Here is a 17,639-nt window from a genome sequence, read left to right on the forward strand (position 1 = left end):
AGGACTAGAGGTATTTCTTGAAGGTGGATGCTGTGATGCACACCGCTACGCCGAGCAGCGCGGCGCAGGGCAGCAGGATGAGCAAGGGGTTGATGCTGATGGGGATCGCCAGGTAGAGGGTCCAAGGGACGACCGCTAGCGGAATGATGCTGCCGCGCGCCTTGTGGTAGAGGTAGCTGGACTCCCGGCCGGCGCCGAACTTGCGCAGGTCCCGGCGCACCAGGCCGTCCACCAGGCCGGTGAACGCGGCCATCAGGAACAACGGGATCGTCATGACCAGAATCACCAGGCGCACGACGAATGTCAGCACCGTGTACAGCGCGGCCAGGCCGTAGTTCTGCAGCGTGGAGACACCCTGGGCGGTGAGATAGCGAACGTCCAGAGGGCTCCGTGGCCCTGCCTGCGCGATGGTGGTCATGTTGGTCATCCAGTCGACTATCCCGGTCTTCACGAACAACCAGTCATAGGCCAACTGGGCCAGCCAGGTGGCGGTTCGACCTGGCTCCTGCACGACGACGCTGTGTAGCAGCCCCTGCGACAGCCAACTGAGTTCGTACTCGAACATGGCCTGGGCATGCTTCCAGCCCGCGTCAGGCCAGAAGAAATACAGGCAAACCCACTCCACGATGATTGCGCCGACCAGCGAACCGAACATCACGCCGAGAAATTGGAAGGGCGTACTGATGATGGTGCCGACAAGGGTCTTCTGGCTCTCTTGTTGCTGCTCTGCACGTTGAGTGACTTCAGCCATCAGGCGGCATCCTCACCGGCGCCGAGGTGACGGAAATCGTCGACCAGGTCCTGGGGCAGACCATCCTGCAGGGCGGAGTATCCCGGTGCCTCCCACCACTCGCTGTTTGCGGCCTGGCCCTTGCGCATACCGGCAGCCAGCTCCTGCAGGCTTTTCGGCATCACCTCGTCGGGATCGACCGCCGGCAGCGGCATTCGGATCTTCCAGAGATTGCCGCCCTCGAGTAGCGCGAACGCTTGTCCTTTGGGCAGACCAACGATGTGGGCCGGCTCGAGCATCGGCACGCTGGTCATCTGCACCTGGTCGTGTGAGCTGGAGGTGAAGGCTGCCTTCTTGTTGTTGATCGCGTCGTTGGCGCCGCTCGCTGGCGTGCTGGTGTAGATCTGGACTTTGGGGAGCTGGTTGGTCAGAAGTTCGGCCGTGGCGGTCTCGCGCACCCGCAGCATGAACAGGTTGTTGAAGTTGCCGATGATCTGACCGGCCTTCGCGCGGGAGCCGATCTTGGCCTCGATGTCGCTCATGGTCTGGGTGTAGGCCGTCACTTGCACACCGGCGCCGCCCGCTTTGTTGACCATGGGGATGAACTCGTCGCCAATCAGCTCGTTGAACTCGTCGGCATGCAGGTTGATGCGGACCTTGCCGCCGGCGAGTGAGCCGGGCAGGCCGTCATCGACTCCATGCTTGTAGATGTGACCCGCCACCGAGACCAGGTCGCTGAACATGGAGTTGCCCACCGCGGCGGCGACCTCGGTATCCGATAGTGCGTCGAGGCCGACGTAGACCACGGCGCGCTTGCGGATGACCTGCATCCAGTCGAAGATCGGTCGCGGATCGTTGAGGTCCGCGTAGTTGGGCGAAAGCAGCTCCGAGATCCGCCCGGTAGTGAGTTTCTCCAGTAGCGGCAGCAGCGAGGCCACGATCTTGTCGAAGTAGGTCTTGTCGTAGCGCACGGCGCTCTTCAGGCCTTCCATGACCGGGTCGGCGATGCGTTTCTGTGTCAGGTACTGGTCGATGGCCACGACACGGAAGGGCCGCCCTTTCATGTTGAATGGCACGTTCTTGTCGTTGAGCTTGCCCTCGATGTGGATGATGGTGTCCCAGGCCCTCGGGTCGTGCTCGCTGATGTACTTCTGGGCATACTCGACGAATAACGCATCGATGTTCACGACGTGCCGGAGGATCTGCTGGTAGTCCGGGCGGATACCCAGCGCGTGCAGCGCGCGGGCGATGATGTTGACGAACCGCCAGGCGAACTCGCGGAACGCCGCGCTGTTGCCTTCGCCGGAGAGCTGGCCGGCGACGCGGGTGGCGACCTCGGAGATCCGGCCGAACCGGCCGACGGCGTTGTAGCGTGCCGACAGGTCAGGGTGGCCGAGGTGGAACACGTAGAACTCATCGAGGCGGCCGGCACGTTCGCATTCCACGTACATACGCTTCAGCAAGTCAGCGTCGCCTTTCGGGTCGAAGACGATCACCACCTCGTAGTCCGGCTGCTCCTCTGCGCGCCGGCGCCGGTGGCCGTGGTGAACCGTCTGGGTCCGCCGGCCCATCTTCGCCCGCCGGCGTCGGCCCCGGCAGTGGGTACGGCGAATATCCTGGGTGATGAACAGCTCCGCGAGTCGCGTCTTACCCACCCTCGTAGTGCCGAGTACCAGTGTGTGGCCGACGCGCTCGCCCAGTTGCAGGCCTACGTCCTGTTCGCGCGGCTCGATGCCATGGAGCCGAGGCAAACCGCCCACGGGCGGCAGCGGCCGTGCGGGGTTCCAGGCCACGTCCCAGGCAGTGGCTTTGGCGACCAGCTTCAGAGGGAAGGGGGCGAACTCAAGCTGCTTCTCCAGCCGGCGCGCGCGCTCGTAGAGCGGCGAGGGCTCGACGTAGGAGGCGAACTGGGGCAGGTAGGTATCTACCAGGCGCTGCGTATGCTTCTGCGTCCAGCGAAAGCCCTTGCCGATGAACAAGTGTTCGTTGCTGACCGGCATTTCGGCACTGGTCATCGTGTACTTCGGCAGTCGGCGGATGTTCCGCCGGTAGCGGAGCACCACGCCGGCCTGCTTCAGCCGCACGATACCCAGCCAGGCGAAGCCCAGTGCGGCCACGATGCCGAACAGCGGAGTGAGGGCGAACGTCCACGGCGCGACGATACAGAGCGCGGCCGCGGTGAAGCACACGGTGGTGGTGTAGAGCTCCACGGCCGGCCGCAAGAGCGCTTCCAGCGGGTACTGGCCAGCCATGGGTTACACCTTCAGGCTCGCCGGCGAGTCCAGGCGGCCCGGTTGGCGGCGCTTGGCATGAAGTTCCAGCACCTGTTTCCTGGCTTGCTCTACCTCATCATCAGGCAGCATCTGTTCCAGCAGCTCGCAGAGGGTCGACTCGTCCTCCAAGGCCTTGGACGTCACCTCACCGCCGTAGCGTGAGATCAGGCCGAGCAACTCCTGGTACATGAGTTGGCGTGCCTGAGCGTCGCTCGGCTGCTTGATGACCAGGGTGATCAGATGAGTAGTCATGAGGACTCCTACTGCTGGATGGCGGTGGATGTGATGAGGGCGGGGTAATGCTGCAGCCCTAGCCGGTCGACCAGGTCGTCCGCCGGCGCCGGCAATATCTGAAGTCCTTTCCCCCAGGCCCGGATCTCCGTCAGGCGCGCTTCGCTGGCCACGTTCACTGCCAGGCCCACGGCTTGGAGGTCTCGGAGCTCGTCGCCTCGCTCTTTCAGCCAGGTTTGAGACAGCGTGTCGTCGCCGACCAGGAACAGCGGTTGCAGGCCTGGAGCGTTGATGGCGCGCCCCTGGACCTGTCCTGGCGAAAGACGGGCGGAGCGAACTGGAAACGCACCTGAGCCACGGACGCCCAGGTCGCCAGGTCCTGGTGCGGCAGCGGATGGCTGCGGATCCAGGCCTTGGTAGTAGGGGAGCGCCGAGGCGCCGCCCAGGTCTTCGACAACGATCAGCCCGGCGGCCCAGGCTTGAGTCGCGAACGCCGTGCAAAATGCCAGCGTGGCAAGGATCTTCTTCATGGATTGGTCACCAGTAGGTTGACGCCGAGGACTTGGCTAAGGTGGCGGGATACCGTCCTACGGTATTTGGCGGCAGGCGCGCCGCCGGCGGGGCGGTGGTAGCGGCCGGCAACTTGGATCCAGTCCACCGGTCTTCCCGGGGCGGATGCATACAGGGCGTCCCGCTGCTCGATCAGGATGTCGGAGGTGGCGTCCAGGTTCTTGTACGGATCCAGGGACTCGCAGGGGCTGGAGAAACGATGTCCGTTCCAGCCGATGTTGACCTGGCCGAGGCCGGAATCGACGCTCTTGGCCCCGTAGAGGTTGATCGCCGCGAGTAGCGCGGTGCAGGCGGCGGTGCGGGTCGCGTAGTAGTAGGATTTCCCGGCGACGTTCAATGTCCAAGGCCAGGGAACGTATTCGCCGCGCAGCAGGACCTTGCTCTCGGTCAGCGCGACCGAGTAGAGCACCTCGGCCGGAACCCCTTTGGGCAGGGCGATCTGCTTATACGCCGGCGGTGGATCCACGGCGGCCTGAGCGATGTTGGCCAGGACCAGCAGGGCGGCCAGTTGGAGGGCGCGGATTACAGACGTTGCCATCGGCCGTTCACCTCCTGGACCAGGGCGGGAAGGGCCCCGCCCAGTCCCAGGGCCATCCAGCGGCCCTCGTCATGATTGAGCGTGATCTGCTTGCTGCGAACCTTCTTCGGGTCGACGCCGGCGAGGATTGCCCAATGCCGCACTCGCTCTGCGTCGTTCTGGCTACCGACGAAGTAGAGGTCGAACTCCTTGTTCTGCTGCTGCAGGTCGCGGACCCGCTGGATGCAGGCGGTGCAGTTGTCCTGGACGAACAGGGCCAGGCGCCCGCTGCTCTGCAACGCTGGGCTCATGTTCGGGGTGCCCGACGGGTTGGCCGTGCTGCTTTCGGTGAGGCGGATCACCCCCTCGCCTGGATAGGCGCGGGCGAAGGCTTCGTCGTATGCGCGCTGGTAGGCGAGTTCCTTCTCGACCCGGCGCCGTTCGGCCTGGACCTGTAGATCGGCATACCGCCGCCGTTCCTCTGCCGATCGCGCCTCGATGCCCAGCGCAGTCAGCGGGTCAATGCCAGGCGAGTACACGCCCCTGGGGCCTTGCATGAGCGTCTGGTAGCGGGTCCATTCCTGTTGGTTCAGTCCCCACTCCTGGGCCAGGTCGCTCTGAGATGTCTGCTGTTTCAGCGTGCCGAGTTGGCTACCGGACAGCTGGCTGCTGGTCTCTCGGCTTGCCGCAGCCTCCTGGCCGACTGCGGGATAGCTCAGCAGCAGCACCAGGCCGGACAGGAGCGATACGGTTCTGATCATGGGCGGGGTCCTATGGTTGGATGCGAACGCTGCGCGAGGCGCCGGCGACGTCGAAGTGCGCGGTACGATCGTCAAGGTCGGTCAGTCGCCAGGTCGTGCCGGCGACGGCATCGCCTTGGCGAATGAGGTAGATCTGGCTGAGCTGGGTGGATCCCGGAGGTGCAACCGACAGAAACCGTTCGCCCCCGCGATACTCCACGCCAAGGATCGAGAAGGGCGGAGGCTCGATCGGCTTGGGTTTCGGCTTGGGCTTGACAGGGAAGGCACCGCGCTTCGGTGGAGGCACGATCAGCGGCGGAGCCTTGGCTTGCTTCTCTTGCAGCGTGCGGACAGAACCGTCCAGCGTCTCCACTGTTGCCTTGAGCACCAGGAGATCGCCGGCCGAGGCGGTGGTTTGAGCCAGGTTCTCGACGGCGTCGGAGGCCTGCTTGGCGAAGGCCTGCGCGGCGTCAATGCGGTTGGACAGCGCCTGCTGGCCTGAGCGGAAGTCCTCGTTGCTGACCAGGTGCTGTCCATCCACGGCGTCGAGGCGCTCGTCGACTCGATTCAAGCGCGCCAGGATCGCCTCTAGCGAGGTCTTTTCCGCGGCACTGTCCACGCCTGATCGGAGCTGAATGAGTTGGTACTGCTGGTAGCCCAGCAGGCCGGCCATTGCTGTCAAGCAGAGGCCAAGAATCATTGATGCAGGGGATGGGCGTTTCATGAGTGTCCTCGCGCGAAGCCAGAGACACCCTCTCAGACTGCCCCCATTGAGGCAGTAGGAAATACTCGGTGAGTGGGGGTGGGATTTTTTTGGATAGGATTCTGGCGAATCGCCGGGCCTGATTCGCTATGCGAAGATCAGTCGACTCTGGGTGCCCTTCACACGCATCCAGGCTGCGTCATTTCTGGTTAACACTGCTTCGAGGAAGCCCTAGGCCATGAATACAGACCTTCCCCAGCTCGAACAAACCATCATCGATATAGCGCGCCAGGAACTGGCCGCCGTGGCTGCTTTTTATCGCAAGAGGGAGGCAGGGATTGAGAGCGCGCACGTCGATGAGGCATGGAGCGAATACCTGGCTCGCTACCATGCACTGAGCACGCTTTTGGTGCTCGGCCAGTTGCCTATAGGTTGACTGAAAGGCTATTCCTAGGAATTAAGCTATGACGAATTGCTCCCTTGATGCACTTGAAGAACATTGAGAAAAATGGTTAAGGTTCCTTGGTTGTATCAAGCTTGTAAAACTGATTTATAACCATAGGGGGTTATTATGAGTGGTGAAAACAGTCTTCTCGAGAGGATGGTTAATGGTAAGTTGGGGCCAGGCTCAGATATTGGTCCTGCCGATTCACAAATAGAGGGTACTTACCGGCGCGGCTATCACCAAGCTATGGCGGAGGTTGCATATTACCTGAAGAATGGGGGAACCTTGTCCGCGGCCTCACTGAATGATTGGGTGAGCGAGGACCTTCGTCGCTGGCGACAGGGGAAGGATAACGCCCCGATTCATCGCCAGATACTTCCTCCTGCAATTCCTGGCAGCCGATAGTTGAACTAAGCCTACCCGGTCCGCTGAGGCTCTATGAGGTGTACCCCTTGATTGCGAACATTGCCGACCGCGCGGTCGACGCGATACCAGGTGAACACTTCTGGAGCCTCACTTTCCTGCAGTACCATCTGCTCTGCCCGTTCGGGCGTGGTTGCCTCATCGACCCACTCATTTGCGAGTTCTGGAGGGCGAGTTGGCAAAGGTCTGATTACCGAGGAAAATGCTCATGACTAAGCAGTTCTACCCCAGGCTCACGGAAAATAAGAACCAAGAGCCAAGCCGCCAGGCTTGGGTTTTCATGGTCGCAATGCCGGCCTTCGTCCTGGGTTGTATTTTCACGTTCGCTATCTTGTGGTTCGGCCCGGTGGCCGTGCGTGACAAGGTAATCGCAGAGTATGAGGCCGATGTTATGCTCCTGGCCAAACAGCTGGACGAGGCCGAAAAATACCGGCGCATACCATCGCCAGCAGCGGCAAACTGATTGAGGGAAGCGACGTGAGTTTGCTGGCGATCTATTCGCTGAATATAAAACGGTCACTAGGTAGGAGAGAAAAGGGCCATGCCGCGATACCACGTCCATTTCATGTCCGTGCGCCAGGGGAAGGGGCTTTCCAACAGGCATACGAGACAAATAGACATTGAATTCCCCATCGAATACGACACTGACATTGAGGCAGTCCAGCGCTGGGCGGCAAAGGAGGTTGGGGCGGATGATGCTGTCTTACTGTCTTGGCAGTTACTCAAGGGCGCTGTACGTCCAAGCTGATATAAAAAAAGGCCACCCGAAGGTGGCCTATGAGTTCATGCTGCAATGAGTTGTCGTGCCAACGCCATCTCCACCGAGTCCCCGTCCTGGTTCAACGAATCGAGACCTGACTCGGGAACGTCTCCCGACGTGCTCTGAGCCACAGCGATCTTCTTCGCCATCAACTGCAAGCAGGTGATCTGCGAGCTGCCGGCGTAGCCGAAGAACACCACCCGCACCGGGTGCTTCTGCCCGATCCGCCACGACCGCCGCGCGGCCTGCTGCAAGGTGTACACGTTGTACCCCGTCTGCAGGAACGCGATGGTCGGGAAGTCCAGCAGGTCCAGCCCGGTCTTCACCAGCTCCGGGTTGGTGATCAGCACATCGATGCCGCGATCGACCTGGTCGAGGATCCAATCCTCGCGTCGAGCGGTATCGACCGAAGCACGTAGCACTGCCACCTTCAGCCCGGATTGCTCGAGCACTTTCTTCAGCCTGGACGTGGTGTCGCGCGTCCCGCTGTAGACGGTGTATGCCAGAACCTTGCGGCCCTTCGCTTTCTCCTCGAGGCAGAGGTCCACCAGCGCCTGCTCCTTGGGCATCAACTGCTCGTCGCCGAAGATCGCTGGCACGAAGGCCAGTGTGTCCCGGCTTCGCGGATGCTTGACGATCTCCGGTCGGAAACAGCAGTCCGGCCAAGCCAGCAGCACGTTGAGGACCACGCCCAGGAGCGTGGTATCTCGTCGCGCCAGAGCCTGGCGGAGCTCCGCTGTCAGCGTGGCCGCCAGGCGCTGATAGGCCGAAGCCTGATCAGGCGCCATCGGCACGTCGACGAACTCCTCCTGGTAGTCGGGCAGTACGTTGCCACCGATATCCTTGAGCTTCAGGAACACGGTGAACGGCAATACGAAGCGGTGGATGCCCTTCGGGCCGAAGCCGGGAGCCTTCACCGTGCGTACCGAGAGCTTCTTGCCCCGGGCTGTCTTGTGCGAGTCACCATCGCGTTCGGTGTAGATGTCCTTGAGCACGCCGTGGTCGCGCATGAACGACATGGCTGCTGGAGCCATGCTGCCACGCGCGTTGGGCCGGTAGCCGTCCTCGATCATGCGCTGGGTGAGGATGCGGAACAGGAGGTAGAACAGGTCGTCGGCGTAGCCGCCCATGAGCGTTCCGGTCAGCAGCACGGTTTTCCGTGCCTTGGCTGCGAGAACGCCCATGGCCTGGCCCTGGGCCGAACCGCTGTTCTTGTACTCATGCCCCTCATCCACCACCAACAGATCGAAGTAGCCGTTGGGAAGTTGTCTTTTTATGAACTCGGTCGGTTGGTAGCCGCCTTCGCCGAAGCCGAACTCGATGTTCGCCATCGATCGCTCCATGCGTTTGGCCTGCCGATCGCTGAAGACGAAGTCGCCCTTGGCGTCCATCAGGTTGATGAACTCCGAGACGTTGTCCACCAACATCGTGGCCAGGAAGTCCTCGCCGAAGTCGTTCAGCAGGCGCTCCGCCCTGACCGGGCCGATGGTTGGAATCCGACACATCGACTTGAGGATCGTTGCGCGCCGGTTGCCGCCGTCAGGCTTGCCTGGCCGGATCAGCGTCCAGAGCGCCCCACGACAGGAGGAACAGGTACGTCGACGGTCACCACGCTCGAACTCCTCAACCGTGACCAGGTTGCCTTCCAGGTCCTCGAGGACCTGGCCGCAATCCGGGCACGCAGCGAGCAATTGGCCGCCGGCGGCGCGCTTCTTCCAGCAGGCGAGCCGCCAATGGAAACCCATCCGCATCCGCACGCGGCCGAGGATGAAGAACTCCTGGCGTCCGTCGTAGGCGTCGCCCATCTGATCTCGTAGCTTGAGCAGCTTGAGCAGAGTATCTGGGCCATTGAGTACCCAGACGCGGGCGGCTGGGATGGTCTCCAGAATCTCGCGGCGCCACTTGTAGACCAGGTGCGGCGGAGAGACAACCAGGGTCCGGCGATAGCCGGCCGCGTGCATGACCGCTGCGACAGCGATGGCCATCATGGTTTTCCCGGTGCCCATCTCGGCGTTGATGATCCCGGCCTGCTCGTTACGGTCCAGCAGCAGGGCGGTGATGGCCTGGACGACCTCGGCCTGGGCCGCGAAGGGCTTGCGCTTGAGTCGGTCCATCACCAACTGGCGGTGAGCGTTGTCGGAGCCGGTATAGACCGGGGGGTTGGAGCGATTGAGCGACTCCAGGAGCTCGTCGCCGAACTCGTCGATGAAGTCGGTCAGGTTGATGTTCAGGGAGGAGGCGGCCAGGGCGGCCGGTTGGGTCTGAGCGTTCATGTGCATCTCCTGCAGGTGAAGGAAGAAAGCAGGGCATGCACGTCCCTTTCGGGTATCGCCATACCCTGCAGGGTGGAGTGGAAGGAATCGCCGTGGGGGCGAGGTCAGTAGTCGCTAGGGAGCAAAAGCGTGGTTGAGCTGCGGTCTGCCTCGGTGATGATCCAGAGCCTGGATTCGCCGCCGGCATCGATGTCGTAGGACGACAGCAGCCTATCGCCGAACTTCAGGGCTCTCTGGTTGGTGTTCCAGTCTTCCTGGTCCAGCGTCCCCCAATCTCCCGCCAGATGGCGGTTCAGCAAAGGCGCTGGGTTGAGTTGACCGGTTTCCACCAGGTGGCTCACGGCAGCGGTCATTACGACTTGGCCAGGGCTGAACAGCAGCGGTTCGGGGGCCGGCTCAGGTTGGGGCTCTTCAGCCTCTTCCGTGGTCGCAGCCGACGAGCTGATGGTCAGCACGCGGCCCTGATTGACCGAGGAGGGTGTCATTTCCCATGCCCGGATGATCGGGATGAAACGGTCTGTGAGGATCCTCACCTCGGTGATGTTGCCGTCTTCGTCTTCGGTGAATTCGGTCTTGCGGGCCTTGTCCTTGTAGGTGTCACCCTTCACGACCAGGATCCGGCCCGACTTCGAGCGCACGACGCCGGAAATCGCGCCGGCGGCCAAGGCCAGGGCCAGGTGCCAGCGAGACAGCTCGCGGACTGGTGGGCGGGGCTGCAGCCCCGCTTGCGCGAAGTGCAGGTTGAAGTCAGGCCAGAGACCTCGCAGCCGCTGGATCTCGCCGGCGAACTGCTCCGGCTCCAGGGTTACTCGATAGAAGTGCTCCAGCTCGCTGGTGGCCGGCAGAACCACATAGGGTTCCCACGGCCAAGCCGCTGGAATTTCCTCGGCCTTTTCCTGGCCCGCGCCGATCGCCTGCAGGCGAGACCTCACCTGATTGGCGTCCGCCCGGGCCAGGTCCTGTCGACGGACCCGGATGCCGAAGATCACCACCTGTTTGAAGGTAGGATCCGCGGCTGCGTAGATGCGCAGGCCGGTGAAGTGGTTGCTCAACCAACCGGTCAGCTCATCGTCCAAGACGTAGTGAGGAACAATCAGGACCATGACGCCGCCGTACTGCAGCAACGGCAGGCAGCGCTGGTAGAACGCTTTCTCCAGACGCCTGCGGCCGCTGCCCTGGTACTGCGACGCACCGGAGTGGTCCGCCACCAGGTCGCCATAAGGCGGGTTGAGCCAGAGCAGTCCGAACGACTGCCTGCTGATCATGGTGTCGAAAAGGTCACTGTGCAGCACTCGCTCAAGCAAGCCTCGAGCATGGTCGGCGCGCTCGCGGTCGTACTCGACAGCGAGGGCTTGGACCTTGTCGCGGCCGAGGATGTGTGCTGCCTCAGCCAGGGCAACCCCCTCACCGGCGCAGGGATCACAGATCCTCATCCTGCCCGACGGGGCGGGAGCGAGGGCTTGCAGAGCGCGTTCGAGGGTGACCTCATCGGTAGGGAAGTAGCCGTTGCGTGCAAAGTTGCGCGCCAAGCGCGGGAACATGAGGGCCATGGGGCCTCCTTGAGTCTGAGAGGGATGGCTCAGGCTTGTGCCTGAGCATCGGTGGTAAGAATGCTTTCGCGGATCAGCTCACCGAGGGTGGGCTCGAGCACGTCGACCCGCAGGGCGAGTCGCCAGGCGCAGACGTTGCCGATCGTCCCTGGCAGGGCGGTCAACATCTGGTGCTGGGTGAGGACCTCCATCACTGGCTCGCGCCAGTGCTGCAGGAGGGGGAGCGGACAGGTCTCCATCACCAGCGGCCAGAGCCTTTGGTGTGGATCCTCATCGCGCTGCAGGAGTGCGAAGGCGAGGTGATTGCCTCGGTCGGGCGCCGAGGCGCGCCGATCGAACAGCCAGAGGTTGAGCAGGCTGCCGAACAACGTGCCGCGGAACTGGCGGGTGGTGCGTTTCTCCAGGAGATCCTGGTTTGGGAAGACAGGTAAGCGCCGGCCGTCCACGATAATGTGGAAATGGTCGATGCCATTTTCTTCCCGGTCCAGCGTCAGCCTGGCCAGGAACTCTTGTGTCACGGTGTCGCGGCCCCAGGCCGAAAGAAAGACCAGGTTGCGCTGCTCGTCGCACACGCAGGCGTCAACGTACAGGTCTGGGCATTCTTCGATCTGGTAGAGCGGGGTGGGACTGGGCATAGGAACCTCCTTGAAGGAGGAGCCACGCCGCCCTCGAGGGGCGGTGAAGCCCCTCGGGGGTGTAGTCCAACTGGTGCAGGGGAGCGTGGTGGTCACCGAACGCTCTTGGTGTGAGGGTCGAAGCTGAGCCCATCGGCTTCAGGACGGTGCAGCGGCCCTTGGCCGACCAGGAAGACCTGGCAGAGGTACTGATCGCGTAGCGCGACAGCCGCTTCCGCCTGCTCCAAGGTCAGCGACAGCTCCTCGATGAACAGGTCGATGAGCTCGTCGTCGCCGGCGACGTCGTTGTTGGACAGTTGGTCCTCGAGGTAAGCGAGGGTTTCCTGGGTGAGGTTGGTGAACAGCGGGTTCATGGTGCGCTCCTGGTGGTAGACGAGGAGCGCCCTCGAGGGCGCCCCTCAAGGGAAGTGGTTGGTGCGGTCAGGCTTGGTGTTCGTGCGTCAGACGTTCACGCCACTCCTGGTTGACCTCATCGTGAGCCAGGTCCAGGAACTCCAGCGGACAGCCGTAGTAGAACGGGCCGGCACTTTCTGGAATGGTCTTGTAGCCCCATTGCCCGGCCGAGCAGTCCAGCAAGTGCAGCTCGATCATGGTGATCGAGTGACCGGCCGGCTTGCCGAAATAGAATCCGGCAAGGTGGAAGGTTCGTTTTACGACAGTCCAAAGTTCATTGCCGGAGACTGCGTGTGCCAGCACCTTGGTGCTGCCTGCGAAAGTACTGGTTGGGGCCAGCAGCTCACGCAGCAGGTCTTCCTTCGTCTGATGTGAGAAAAGCCATCCCATAGGTGTGCTCCTGTGGTTGGCCAGGTCTCCCTGACGGGAGAACCCGGCAGGGGTGGGTAGGGTGATGCTTCAGCGTGTTGCGCGCTCAAGGCGCTGGAGGAGCCGGTAAGCTGTTTGCCTGGCCTGCCAGTCGCAGTACAGCCATGGCTCGTTGTCGGCCGCATGCTCCGGCGAAGGGGTCTTCACCCGCTCACGCAGTGCGATGATGGCCTGGTCGACGACGGATCGGTCGAACACTGCATCGCGGAACTGGTCAGCCAGATTGTCCAGTCCGACCTCGCGCAGCGAGGCGCAAACCAGCAACAACTCCTCGCTGAAGCCTGGGGTGTTGTAGATCGATTTCATGCGGCCTCCTTGCGGGTCCACACTTGTTGTTTGAAGTCGAGCTCATAGCCCAGCGCGCCGAGCCGCACGCACTGTTGACGTAGCCGCTTGCGGTCGACCGTGGTGTCCAGCTTGACGATTTCGCCTAGCGGCCAGACCGTCCCGAACAGCTCTGCATCTGCGTCTGTGTCCGGAGTGGCGGCCTGCTCTGCAGGAGCCGGAGGGGACATACCGAAAGGCGCGTCCTCCCCTGTTGCAGCGGGGCGCAGAGGCTTCGGTTTCTGGGGCGACTTCGGCGGTACCGCCGGGGCTACTGTGGGCTGCTGGATCGCGGGCACTTCGTCGAGCGGATCCACCTCATTGCCAGAGAGACGCTCTGCCTCCTCGTCGCTGAGGTTGTCCACGTCGTCCAGCGTCATGCTGTCCAGCTTTGCGCGGATCTCGACGACCAGCCGGCCGCCGGTGGTGTAGTAGGAGGGACGGATCTCGGTGATGGCGAAATCACCGCGGTACTTGCCTTCGATGTGCTGGTCCAGGAGAGCGTCCTTGATGACGAACTCCCCGATCGAGGTCGAGAGCTTTCCCACGTTGAACTCGCCATTGCGACCGTTGATGGTTCGAATGGCCAACTGGCCGGGTATGTTGATCATGGCGTGACCTGCGAAAAGGATGATCCCGCCGAAGCGGGATCGTGGTGAGGGGAGAACTACTCGGTATCCGGGTTGCCCGGGAGGCTTTCTTCCTGCAGCTCGATGCGCAGGTAGGAAGGCTCATCGGACGGCTCGACTATCGAGAGGACCAGCAGCGCGAGCGCGCGGTCCTGCCCCTCTTCCTCCTTGTGGTACAGGTGGAATTGGATGTGCTTCGCGGTCGGCTGGAGCGAAAGCTCCTGCCAGGCGGTTTGAACGACACTGGCCAGCCGGGTGCCCATCTCGTCGACCCTGGCAGGGTTGGCGAGATAGACCAGGCGCAGCCAGGCCGCGTTGGTGAGAACGATCGGGAGTTTGAGGTACGCAGCAGTGTGGCCTGCGCTGGAGTGGTTGTTGAGAGAGGTCATGAGAGGTCTCCGAATACGCAGGCCTCTCCCGCGGGGATGAGGTCCCCGCGTGGGTGGGTAGGATGCACTCCATCACTTGCGTGATGCGACCGCGCTGCCGAGTGCTGTGGCGGTCTTGGGTGGGTTAGCGCTTGCGCGCCGGAGCCTTAAACCCTGGCTCCTTGGGAGGCGCTGTCAACGACAGCGAGCCAATTCGAATTCGAGGGCTGGCGGGATGTCCCGCCGGCCGGATTGCTCAATCGTCATAAAGTGGCAGGCCCTTAAGCGTGGGCGCGAATGGATCGAGTACCAGGAACCGAATGTCTGCTTGTCCCGCGAGGTGAAGTAGATCGACCAGGTGTTCGTCGAGGCCGAAGGCAAGCTGTTCTTGTCGAAGAGCGGCTGCGGTCATCTCCAGGATCTCCAGACACTCATCCGTCCAAGGGGTGTTGTGCAAGCGAAAGCCCACCGCACCGTGCTCGTTACACCAGAAGAGCGATACCAACACCGAGGGCAAGCGGATTGGCATCTTGGTCGAGAACCTTTCGTAGAGGCTATTCCACGCGCTGATGGGTAGATGTGTTTTTCTGATCTCCCAGCAGCGGTTGTAACCGCCACCGAACGAAAGGTGACGAACGACACTCTGGGCTTCGGCCAAGGAATACAGATCGCCTATGTGCTTTTGCTGACCGTCCTGCTCGGCAAGGATGCCGTAGAGCACATTGCGCACCAGACCGTTGTAAGGACAGCGGTCAGAAAGTGCAGTATCGATCTCTCGACCTTCAGTAACTAGGGCGAAGTCGTCATTGAAGATGCATGGAAAGCACTGTAGTTGAGTATCGGAGAGGATTTGCTGCGATGGATGCAACGCGCGATAGCAGGGGGGGCAATCATCTTCGTATGTTATCTGTAGCGTTCGCTCGATTCTGAAGTCAGTATAGCCGTGGATAAACGGATTATATTGAGTCATGGGGTATCTCCAGTAGCCGGGAAGCCCATGCCCTTAGAGACTATGGACCTCCAGGGGAAGTAAGGGGCGCCGAAGCGCCCTGGTGATGTAGAGTCGTTGCGGTTAACGCAATTCGGAGAAGTCACCACCCGACAGGGGGATGACCCCGTCTGGGTTGAATTAGCAGAGGCACATAGGCAAAAGGGTAAAACTTAATATTCCCGTTGCGACCACGTGCCGTTGTCTAATGCCTGTTGGGCAAGTTCGCGGGAGGGGTAGTATTCAACCGACTCGCGCGAAGCTGGTCCTTCTTCATCAAGGGTGCCGATATAAAAGCCGGCGTTGGACATAAGAACCTGCAGCGGCAGTTCGAGACGAAGATGGGCGAGTGCCCGCTTTCCGTATTGCATGGTGATTCTCCTTTCGGTAGGAAACACCAGTCCCAAGGGGACTGAGGTCCCCTAAATGGGAAATGTCTGGCGGTTAGGCCAAGGCAGATACCTGGGCATTGTTGCTGGCTAGGAACAGCCAGGCGAAGTTGCAGAACTGACTGCTGAGCAGCAGCTCGTCCTCGACGTCGCTGAGGCTAACCTCCTCTACTTCCGGCAGGGCGGGCAGATCTACGATTTGGATATTGCTCATGATGATCTCCAGATAATGGAGAACACCACGCCCTGGGGGAGATGGTGCCCCCCGGGTGGGTATGCGATGAAGAGTGGCGCATAGCGTAGGTAGTGAAAGGCCCTCGGGATGAGGGCCGGTATTCGATCAAGCCGTGCTCAAGCAGCGGCTTGTTCAGCGTGCTCAGCGGGGGCTGCGGGTTCACCTTGCGGTTCGCCTTGGCCTTGCTGGGCTTTCTCAGCTTCTTCCTTCGCATCGTAGACGGTGGTGCCATCCACTTTGATCCAGGAGATGAAGAGCAGCCGGCCTTTGAGGCTTGCGCCGGACTGGCCTTTTTTCTCGCCTTTCTCGTAGGTGAAGGGATCCGCCCAGATGTCGCCGATACGGAAAGAAATCAGCACCTTCTTCTCGGCCTCGACTGCTTCCTTGCAACGGCGGACAAGCTTTTCAGCTTGGGCGCCGACCACTTTGCAATCGATGTAGGAGTATTCCACGCTGTCTGCCGCGCCATGGAGGGCAGCAACAGTAGCGGCGAGGAACGGTTCACCTCGGCGGATCGGTACTTCGCGGATGCGATTGAGGTAGCCGATACCGGTGGTGTGCAGGTCGAAATATTTGGCTTCTTGGGCTTGGGTGTTGTTGCTCATGATGGTTCTCCAGTTTCGTAAGCGAAAGCGGAGAAACACCTTGCCCGTCAGGGAAAAGTATTCCCCGCATGGGTCGGTATTGGGAGGTAAATCTGAGGGAGAGGGCTTCCATCAACCTGTGGTTGATTGATCGCGCTACCGGAAGCTGGTGCGATCTTGGGTTCGATCTACACGGAAATCCGTGTCGTAGTCTTTCAGATCATGACTACTGGGGGAGGATTGCCGACAACGTCAGCAGCTCACGGTGCAAAGAATGAAAAGGCCTGTTGCAGTTGTCAAGCCCCCGCGAATGAAAAAGCCCCTCACACGGAGGGGCTTGAGGTCAGTGCGGGCGGTGCCGATGGTTAAACTTCGTAAGCTTGCGCTTGAGGTTGGGCCAATCGGCCCAGGCCGCCATCGACAAGCACACTACAAGCAAGGCGGTCAGCATGATCACGCCGAAAGTCGTTTGGCTCATCTCAAGATTCCTCCTGAGTCAGGTAGATACCTGTAGACCAGATTACCACACCTACCGACAGCGCAAGGGCAGTCAGGATGCGATGCTCGCCGAGAAAAATACCGATCAAACCAGCGGCTACCGCCGTGGTTCCAATCTTGCGTAGATCTTCTGCGATTGCGGAAAGTTTTGCGGAACCCATGGTTTTCCTCGAAAAATGCCGGAAAACCACCCTGCGGGATGGTTCCCGGCAGGGTTGGGGGTGGTAGCAGTGGCTATTAGCGGCCGAGAGCAGCTACTTGTTCATCCGTCATGGTGGACAAGTAGTCCTGCCAGCGTTGGTGGTATTGCTCCTGAGTACGCCGATGGAGTTCCCAAGAGACTGCGCTACCAGGAGGTGCTGGCAAAAGAGCAATCTCATGATCGTTCAGGGACTCTAACTGGAGAGGGGGCCTCCCCATTTCGCTTTCGGAGTTGGGTGCAATCAAATGGTCGAGGGAACCCATCTTGAGCTCCTTCCTGACTGGCGTTTCAGCTTTGGCGGTCGCCTTGGCCGGCTTGGGTTTGCGTGCGCGCTTGGGCTTTTGCACCTCGCGCGTATTGGCTAGATACCAGTCATTCAGGTTGACATTCTTCAGCCGGACGATGGCTGGGATGTCGCTGATGTGTTCTAGCTCGCCAGCGGTCGGGCCGGCCAGGAAGGCAGGATCGATGCGCTGGACGCTCAACGCAACCGGCGCTTGTGCTTGCACTACGACCGGAGGGCGCCTGAGCGCTCTGCGGAACTCACGCACAACACTGCCGAGGGCAAAGCCGATTTCGAAGCTGGTGGATTGCTTGGACATGGTGTTTCTCCTGCAGGTTGAGGGTGCGGAGAAAACACTGGCCCTGGCGGGGAAGTGGATTCCCCGCTGGGTTGCGGAAGGGAGCTTCTATCGACCGAGGCCGACCGACCGCGCTACCAGAAGCTATGCGGTCTTGGGTTGGATCAAC

At 61.4% G+C, this 17,639-nt stretch carries 24 protein-coding genes and 1 pseudogene; 2 read left to right on the forward strand and 23 right to left on the reverse strand.

The genetic code is table 11. The features are described from left to right. Positions 1-4: 4 nt before the first annotated feature. The 7 genes from VQ065_RS09315 to VQ065_RS09345 are packed head-to-tail and all read right to left on the reverse strand — an operon-like array spanning position 5 to position 5,785. Positions 5-751 carry a TIGR03747 family integrating conjugative element membrane protein gene (locus VQ065_RS09315; protein ID WP_009316301.1) on the reverse strand — a complete coding sequence of 249 codons (747 nt, stop codon included), beginning with the start codon at positions 749-751 and terminating at the stop codon, positions 5-7. Further along, positions 751-2,982: a type IV conjugative transfer system coupling protein TraD gene (gene traD, locus VQ065_RS09320; protein WP_023082676.1), complete on the reverse strand. Its 2,232-nt coding sequence runs from the start codon at positions 2,980-2,982 to the stop codon at positions 751-753. Before traD ends, VQ065_RS09315 begins: the two co-directional genes overlap by 1 nt. 3 nt (positions 2,983-2,985) lie before the next feature. After that, positions 2,986-3,255: a hypothetical protein gene (locus VQ065_RS09325; RefSeq protein ID WP_023082675.1), complete on the reverse strand. Its 270-nt coding sequence runs from the start codon at positions 3,253-3,255 to the stop codon at positions 2,986-2,988. A gap of 8 nt (positions 3,256-3,263) precedes the next feature. Further along, positions 3,264-3,764, reverse strand: a complete 501-nt coding sequence (locus VQ065_RS09330; RefSeq protein ID WP_003121012.1) for an integrating conjugative element protein — start codon at positions 3,762-3,764, stop codon at positions 3,264-3,266. Further along, positions 3,761-4,342 (reverse strand): hypothetical protein, encoded by a 582-nt coding sequence (locus tag VQ065_RS09335; protein WP_003121011.1) that lies wholly within the window; start codon positions 4,340-4,342, stop codon positions 3,761-3,763. Before VQ065_RS09335 ends, VQ065_RS09330 begins: the two co-directional genes overlap by 4 nt. Next, positions 4,327-5,082, reverse strand: coding sequence for a TIGR03759 family integrating conjugative element protein (locus tag VQ065_RS09340; protein WP_033896057.1), 756 nt, complete (start codon positions 5,080-5,082; stop codon positions 4,327-4,329). Before VQ065_RS09340 ends, VQ065_RS09335 begins: the two co-directional genes overlap by 16 nt. A gap of 10 nt (positions 5,083-5,092) precedes the next feature. Beyond that, a complete protein-coding gene (locus tag VQ065_RS09345) occupies positions 5,093-5,785 on the reverse strand; it encodes a hypothetical protein (protein ID WP_003123350.1) in 693 nt (230 codons plus the stop codon). A 217-nt stretch (positions 5,786-6,002) separates the two neighbouring features. Here VQ065_RS09345 and VQ065_RS09350 point away from each other — a divergent pair, with 217 nt between their 5' ends. Then, entirely contained in the window at positions 6,003-6,200 is a 198-nt protein-coding gene (locus VQ065_RS09350) for a hypothetical protein (protein WP_003099811.1), read from the forward strand. Between the two features lie 425 nt (positions 6,201-6,625). On the opposite strand, the pseudogene VQ065_RS09355 reads toward VQ065_RS09350, so the two are convergent. Continuing rightward, positions 6,626-6,799: pseudogene (locus VQ065_RS09355) on the reverse strand (DUF159 family protein); the annotation flags it as partial. A 41-nt stretch (positions 6,800-6,840) separates the two neighbouring features. Here VQ065_RS09355 and VQ065_RS09360 point away from each other — a divergent pair. Next, a complete protein-coding gene (locus VQ065_RS09360; protein ID WP_003099808.1) occupies positions 6,841-7,095 on the forward strand; it encodes a hypothetical protein in 255 nt (84 codons plus the stop codon). A gap of 320 nt (positions 7,096-7,415) precedes the next feature. On the opposite strand, the gene VQ065_RS09365 is transcribed toward VQ065_RS09360, so the two are convergent. The 15 genes from VQ065_RS09365 to VQ065_RS09435 all read right to left on the reverse strand — a co-directional run bounded on the left by VQ065_RS09365 (position 7,416) and on the right by VQ065_RS09435 (position 17,491). Further along, positions 7,416-9,665, reverse strand: coding sequence for a DEAD/DEAH box helicase (locus tag VQ065_RS09365; RefSeq protein ID WP_003099803.1), 2,250 nt, complete (start codon positions 9,663-9,665; stop codon positions 7,416-7,418). Between the two features lie 104 nt (positions 9,666-9,769). Beyond that, positions 9,770-11,215: a DUF6094 domain-containing protein gene (locus tag VQ065_RS09370; protein WP_003099801.1), complete on the reverse strand. Its 1,446-nt coding sequence runs from the start codon at positions 11,213-11,215 to the stop codon at positions 9,770-9,772. 29 nt (positions 11,216-11,244) lie between these two features. Continuing rightward, complete coding sequence (locus VQ065_RS09375; RefSeq protein ID WP_003099799.1) at positions 11,245-11,850, reverse strand: hypothetical protein; 606 nt, start codon at positions 11,848-11,850, stop codon at positions 11,245-11,247. 92 nt (positions 11,851-11,942) lie between these two features. Continuing rightward, the gene (locus VQ065_RS09380; protein WP_003099797.1) at positions 11,943-12,203 is read right to left on the reverse strand and encodes a hypothetical protein; all 261 of its coding nucleotides are present in this window, start codon (positions 12,201-12,203) and stop codon (positions 11,943-11,945) included. Positions 12,204-12,270: 67 nt separating this feature from the next. Further along, on the reverse strand, positions 12,271-12,633 hold the full coding sequence (locus VQ065_RS09385) for a hypothetical protein (protein WP_003099795.1): 363 nt from the start codon (positions 12,631-12,633) through the stop codon (positions 12,271-12,273). Positions 12,634-12,702: 69 nt separating this feature from the next. Further along, positions 12,703-12,978 carry a hypothetical protein gene (locus VQ065_RS09390; RefSeq protein ID WP_003099794.1) on the reverse strand — a complete coding sequence of 92 codons (276 nt, stop codon included), beginning with the start codon at positions 12,976-12,978 and terminating at the stop codon, positions 12,703-12,705. Beyond that, complete coding sequence (locus VQ065_RS09395) at positions 12,975-13,607, reverse strand: DUF3275 family protein (protein ID WP_003099792.1); 633 nt, start codon at positions 13,605-13,607, stop codon at positions 12,975-12,977. Before VQ065_RS09395 ends, VQ065_RS09390 begins: the two co-directional genes overlap by 4 nt. A 56-nt stretch (positions 13,608-13,663) precedes the next feature. Next, the gene (locus tag VQ065_RS09400) at positions 13,664-14,014 is read right to left on the reverse strand and encodes a hypothetical protein (RefSeq protein WP_003099791.1); all 351 of its coding nucleotides are present in this window, start codon (positions 14,012-14,014) and stop codon (positions 13,664-13,666) included. 235 nt (positions 14,015-14,249) lie between these two features. Beyond that, on the reverse strand, positions 14,250-14,963 hold the full coding sequence (locus VQ065_RS09405; protein ID WP_003121003.1) for a DUF5983 family protein: 714 nt from the start codon (positions 14,961-14,963) through the stop codon (positions 14,250-14,252). Between the two features lie 191 nt (positions 14,964-15,154). Then, positions 15,155-15,352: a hypothetical protein gene (locus tag VQ065_RS09410; protein ID WP_003448593.1), complete on the reverse strand. Its 198-nt coding sequence runs from the start codon at positions 15,350-15,352 to the stop codon at positions 15,155-15,157. Between the two features lie 73 nt (positions 15,353-15,425). Beyond that, complete coding sequence (locus VQ065_RS09415; RefSeq protein WP_003121002.1) at positions 15,426-15,584, reverse strand: hypothetical protein; 159 nt, start codon at positions 15,582-15,584, stop codon at positions 15,426-15,428. 137 nt (positions 15,585-15,721) lie between these two features. Continuing rightward, complete coding sequence (locus tag VQ065_RS09420; protein ID WP_003448595.1) at positions 15,722-16,210, reverse strand: STY4534 family ICE replication protein; 489 nt, start codon at positions 16,208-16,210, stop codon at positions 15,722-15,724. A 322-nt stretch (positions 16,211-16,532) separates the two neighbouring features. Continuing rightward, positions 16,533-16,667: a hypothetical protein gene (locus tag VQ065_RS09425; RefSeq protein ID WP_003121000.1), complete on the reverse strand. Its 135-nt coding sequence runs from the start codon at positions 16,665-16,667 to the stop codon at positions 16,533-16,535. A gap of 1 nt (position 16,668) precedes the next feature. Then, positions 16,669-16,848: a hypothetical protein gene (locus VQ065_RS09430; protein ID WP_004347955.1), complete on the reverse strand. Its 180-nt coding sequence runs from the start codon at positions 16,846-16,848 to the stop codon at positions 16,669-16,671. Positions 16,849-16,924: 76 nt separating this feature from the next. Beyond that, on the reverse strand, positions 16,925-17,491 hold the full coding sequence (locus tag VQ065_RS09435; RefSeq protein WP_003120999.1) for a hypothetical protein: 567 nt from the start codon (positions 17,489-17,491) through the stop codon (positions 16,925-16,927). Between the last annotated feature and the right edge of the window lie 148 nt (positions 17,492-17,639).

The organism is Pseudomonas sp. KBN10P06128 (assembly GCF_037574945.1).
Classification (GTDB): Bacteria; Pseudomonadota; Gammaproteobacteria; order Pseudomonadales; family Pseudomonadaceae; genus Pseudomonas; species Pseudomonas aeruginosa.

What these genes read in the sequence shown, in the direction of transcription:
- VQ065_RS09315 (WP_009316301.1), bottom strand. Translation starts at nt 751, where the DNA reads ATGGCTGAAGTCACTCAACGTGCAGAGCAGCAACAAGAGAGCCAGAAG.
- VQ065_RS09430 (WP_004347955.1), bottom strand. Translation starts at nt 16,848, where the DNA reads ATGGGTTCCGCAAAACTTTCCGCAATCGCAGAAGATCTACGCAAGATT.
- traD (WP_023082676.1), bottom strand. Translation starts at nt 2,982, where the DNA reads ATGGCTGGCCAGTACCCGCTGGAAGCGCTCTTGCGGCCGGCCGTGGAG.
- VQ065_RS09345 (WP_003123350.1), bottom strand. Translation starts at nt 5,785, where the DNA reads ATGAAACGCCCATCCCCTGCATCAATGATTCTTGGCCTCTGCTTGACA.
- VQ065_RS09330 (WP_003121012.1), bottom strand. Translation starts at nt 3,764, where the DNA reads ATGAAGAAGATCCTTGCCACGCTGGCATTTTGCACGGCGTTCGCGACT.
- VQ065_RS09410 (WP_003448593.1), bottom strand. Translation starts at nt 15,352, where the DNA reads ATGCAATACGGAAAGCGGGCACTCGCCCATCTTCGTCTCGAACTGCCG.
- VQ065_RS09400 (WP_003099791.1), bottom strand. Translation starts at nt 14,014, where the DNA reads ATGACCTCTCTCAACAACCACTCCAGCGCAGGCCACACTGCTGCGTAC.
- VQ065_RS09425 (WP_003121000.1), bottom strand. Translation starts at nt 16,667, where the DNA reads ATGAGCCAAACGACTTTCGGCGTGATCATGCTGACCGCCTTGCTTGTA.
- VQ065_RS09360 (WP_003099808.1), top strand. Translation starts at nt 6,841, where the DNA reads ATGACTAAGCAGTTCTACCCCAGGCTCACGGAAAATAAGAACCAAGAG.
- VQ065_RS09415 (WP_003121002.1), bottom strand. Translation starts at nt 15,584, where the DNA reads ATGAGCAATATCCAAATCGTAGATCTGCCCGCCCTGCCGGAAGTAGAG.
- VQ065_RS09340 (WP_033896057.1), bottom strand. Translation starts at nt 5,082, where the DNA reads ATGATCAGAACCGTATCGCTCCTGTCCGGCCTGGTGCTGCTGCTGAGC.
- VQ065_RS09370 (WP_003099801.1), bottom strand. Translation starts at nt 11,215, where the DNA reads ATGGCCCTCATGTTCCCGCGCTTGGCGCGCAACTTTGCACGCAACGGC.
- VQ065_RS09335 (WP_003121011.1), bottom strand. Translation starts at nt 4,342, where the DNA reads ATGGCAACGTCTGTAATCCGCGCCCTCCAACTGGCCGCCCTGCTGGTC.
- VQ065_RS09350 (WP_003099811.1), top strand. Translation starts at nt 6,003, where the DNA reads ATGAATACAGACCTTCCCCAGCTCGAACAAACCATCATCGATATAGCG.
- VQ065_RS09395 (WP_003099792.1), bottom strand. Translation starts at nt 13,607, where the DNA reads ATGATCAACATACCCGGCCAGTTGGCCATTCGAACCATCAACGGTCGC.
- VQ065_RS09380 (WP_003099797.1), bottom strand. Translation starts at nt 12,203, where the DNA reads ATGAACCCGCTGTTCACCAACCTCACCCAGGAAACCCTCGCTTACCTC.
- VQ065_RS09375 (WP_003099799.1), bottom strand. Translation starts at nt 11,850, where the DNA reads ATGCCCAGTCCCACCCCGCTCTACCAGATCGAAGAATGCCCAGACCTG.
- VQ065_RS09385 (WP_003099795.1), bottom strand. Translation starts at nt 12,633, where the DNA reads ATGGGATGGCTTTTCTCACATCAGACGAAGGAAGACCTGCTGCGTGAG.
- VQ065_RS09405 (WP_003121003.1), bottom strand. Translation starts at nt 14,963, where the DNA reads ATGACTCAATATAATCCGTTTATCCACGGCTATACTGACTTCAGAATC.
- VQ065_RS09365 (WP_003099803.1), bottom strand. Translation starts at nt 9,665, where the DNA reads ATGAACGCTCAGACCCAACCGGCCGCCCTGGCCGCCTCCTCCCTGAAC.
- VQ065_RS09325 (WP_023082675.1), bottom strand. Translation starts at nt 3,255, where the DNA reads ATGACTACTCATCTGATCACCCTGGTCATCAAGCAGCCGAGCGACGCT.
- VQ065_RS09420 (WP_003448595.1), bottom strand. Translation starts at nt 16,210, where the DNA reads ATGAGCAACAACACCCAAGCCCAAGAAGCCAAATATTTCGACCTGCAC.
- VQ065_RS09435 (WP_003120999.1), bottom strand. Translation starts at nt 17,491, where the DNA reads ATGTCCAAGCAATCCACCAGCTTCGAAATCGGCTTTGCCCTCGGCAGT.
- VQ065_RS09390 (WP_003099794.1), bottom strand. Translation starts at nt 12,978, where the DNA reads ATGAAATCGATCTACAACACCCCAGGCTTCAGCGAGGAGTTGTTGCTG.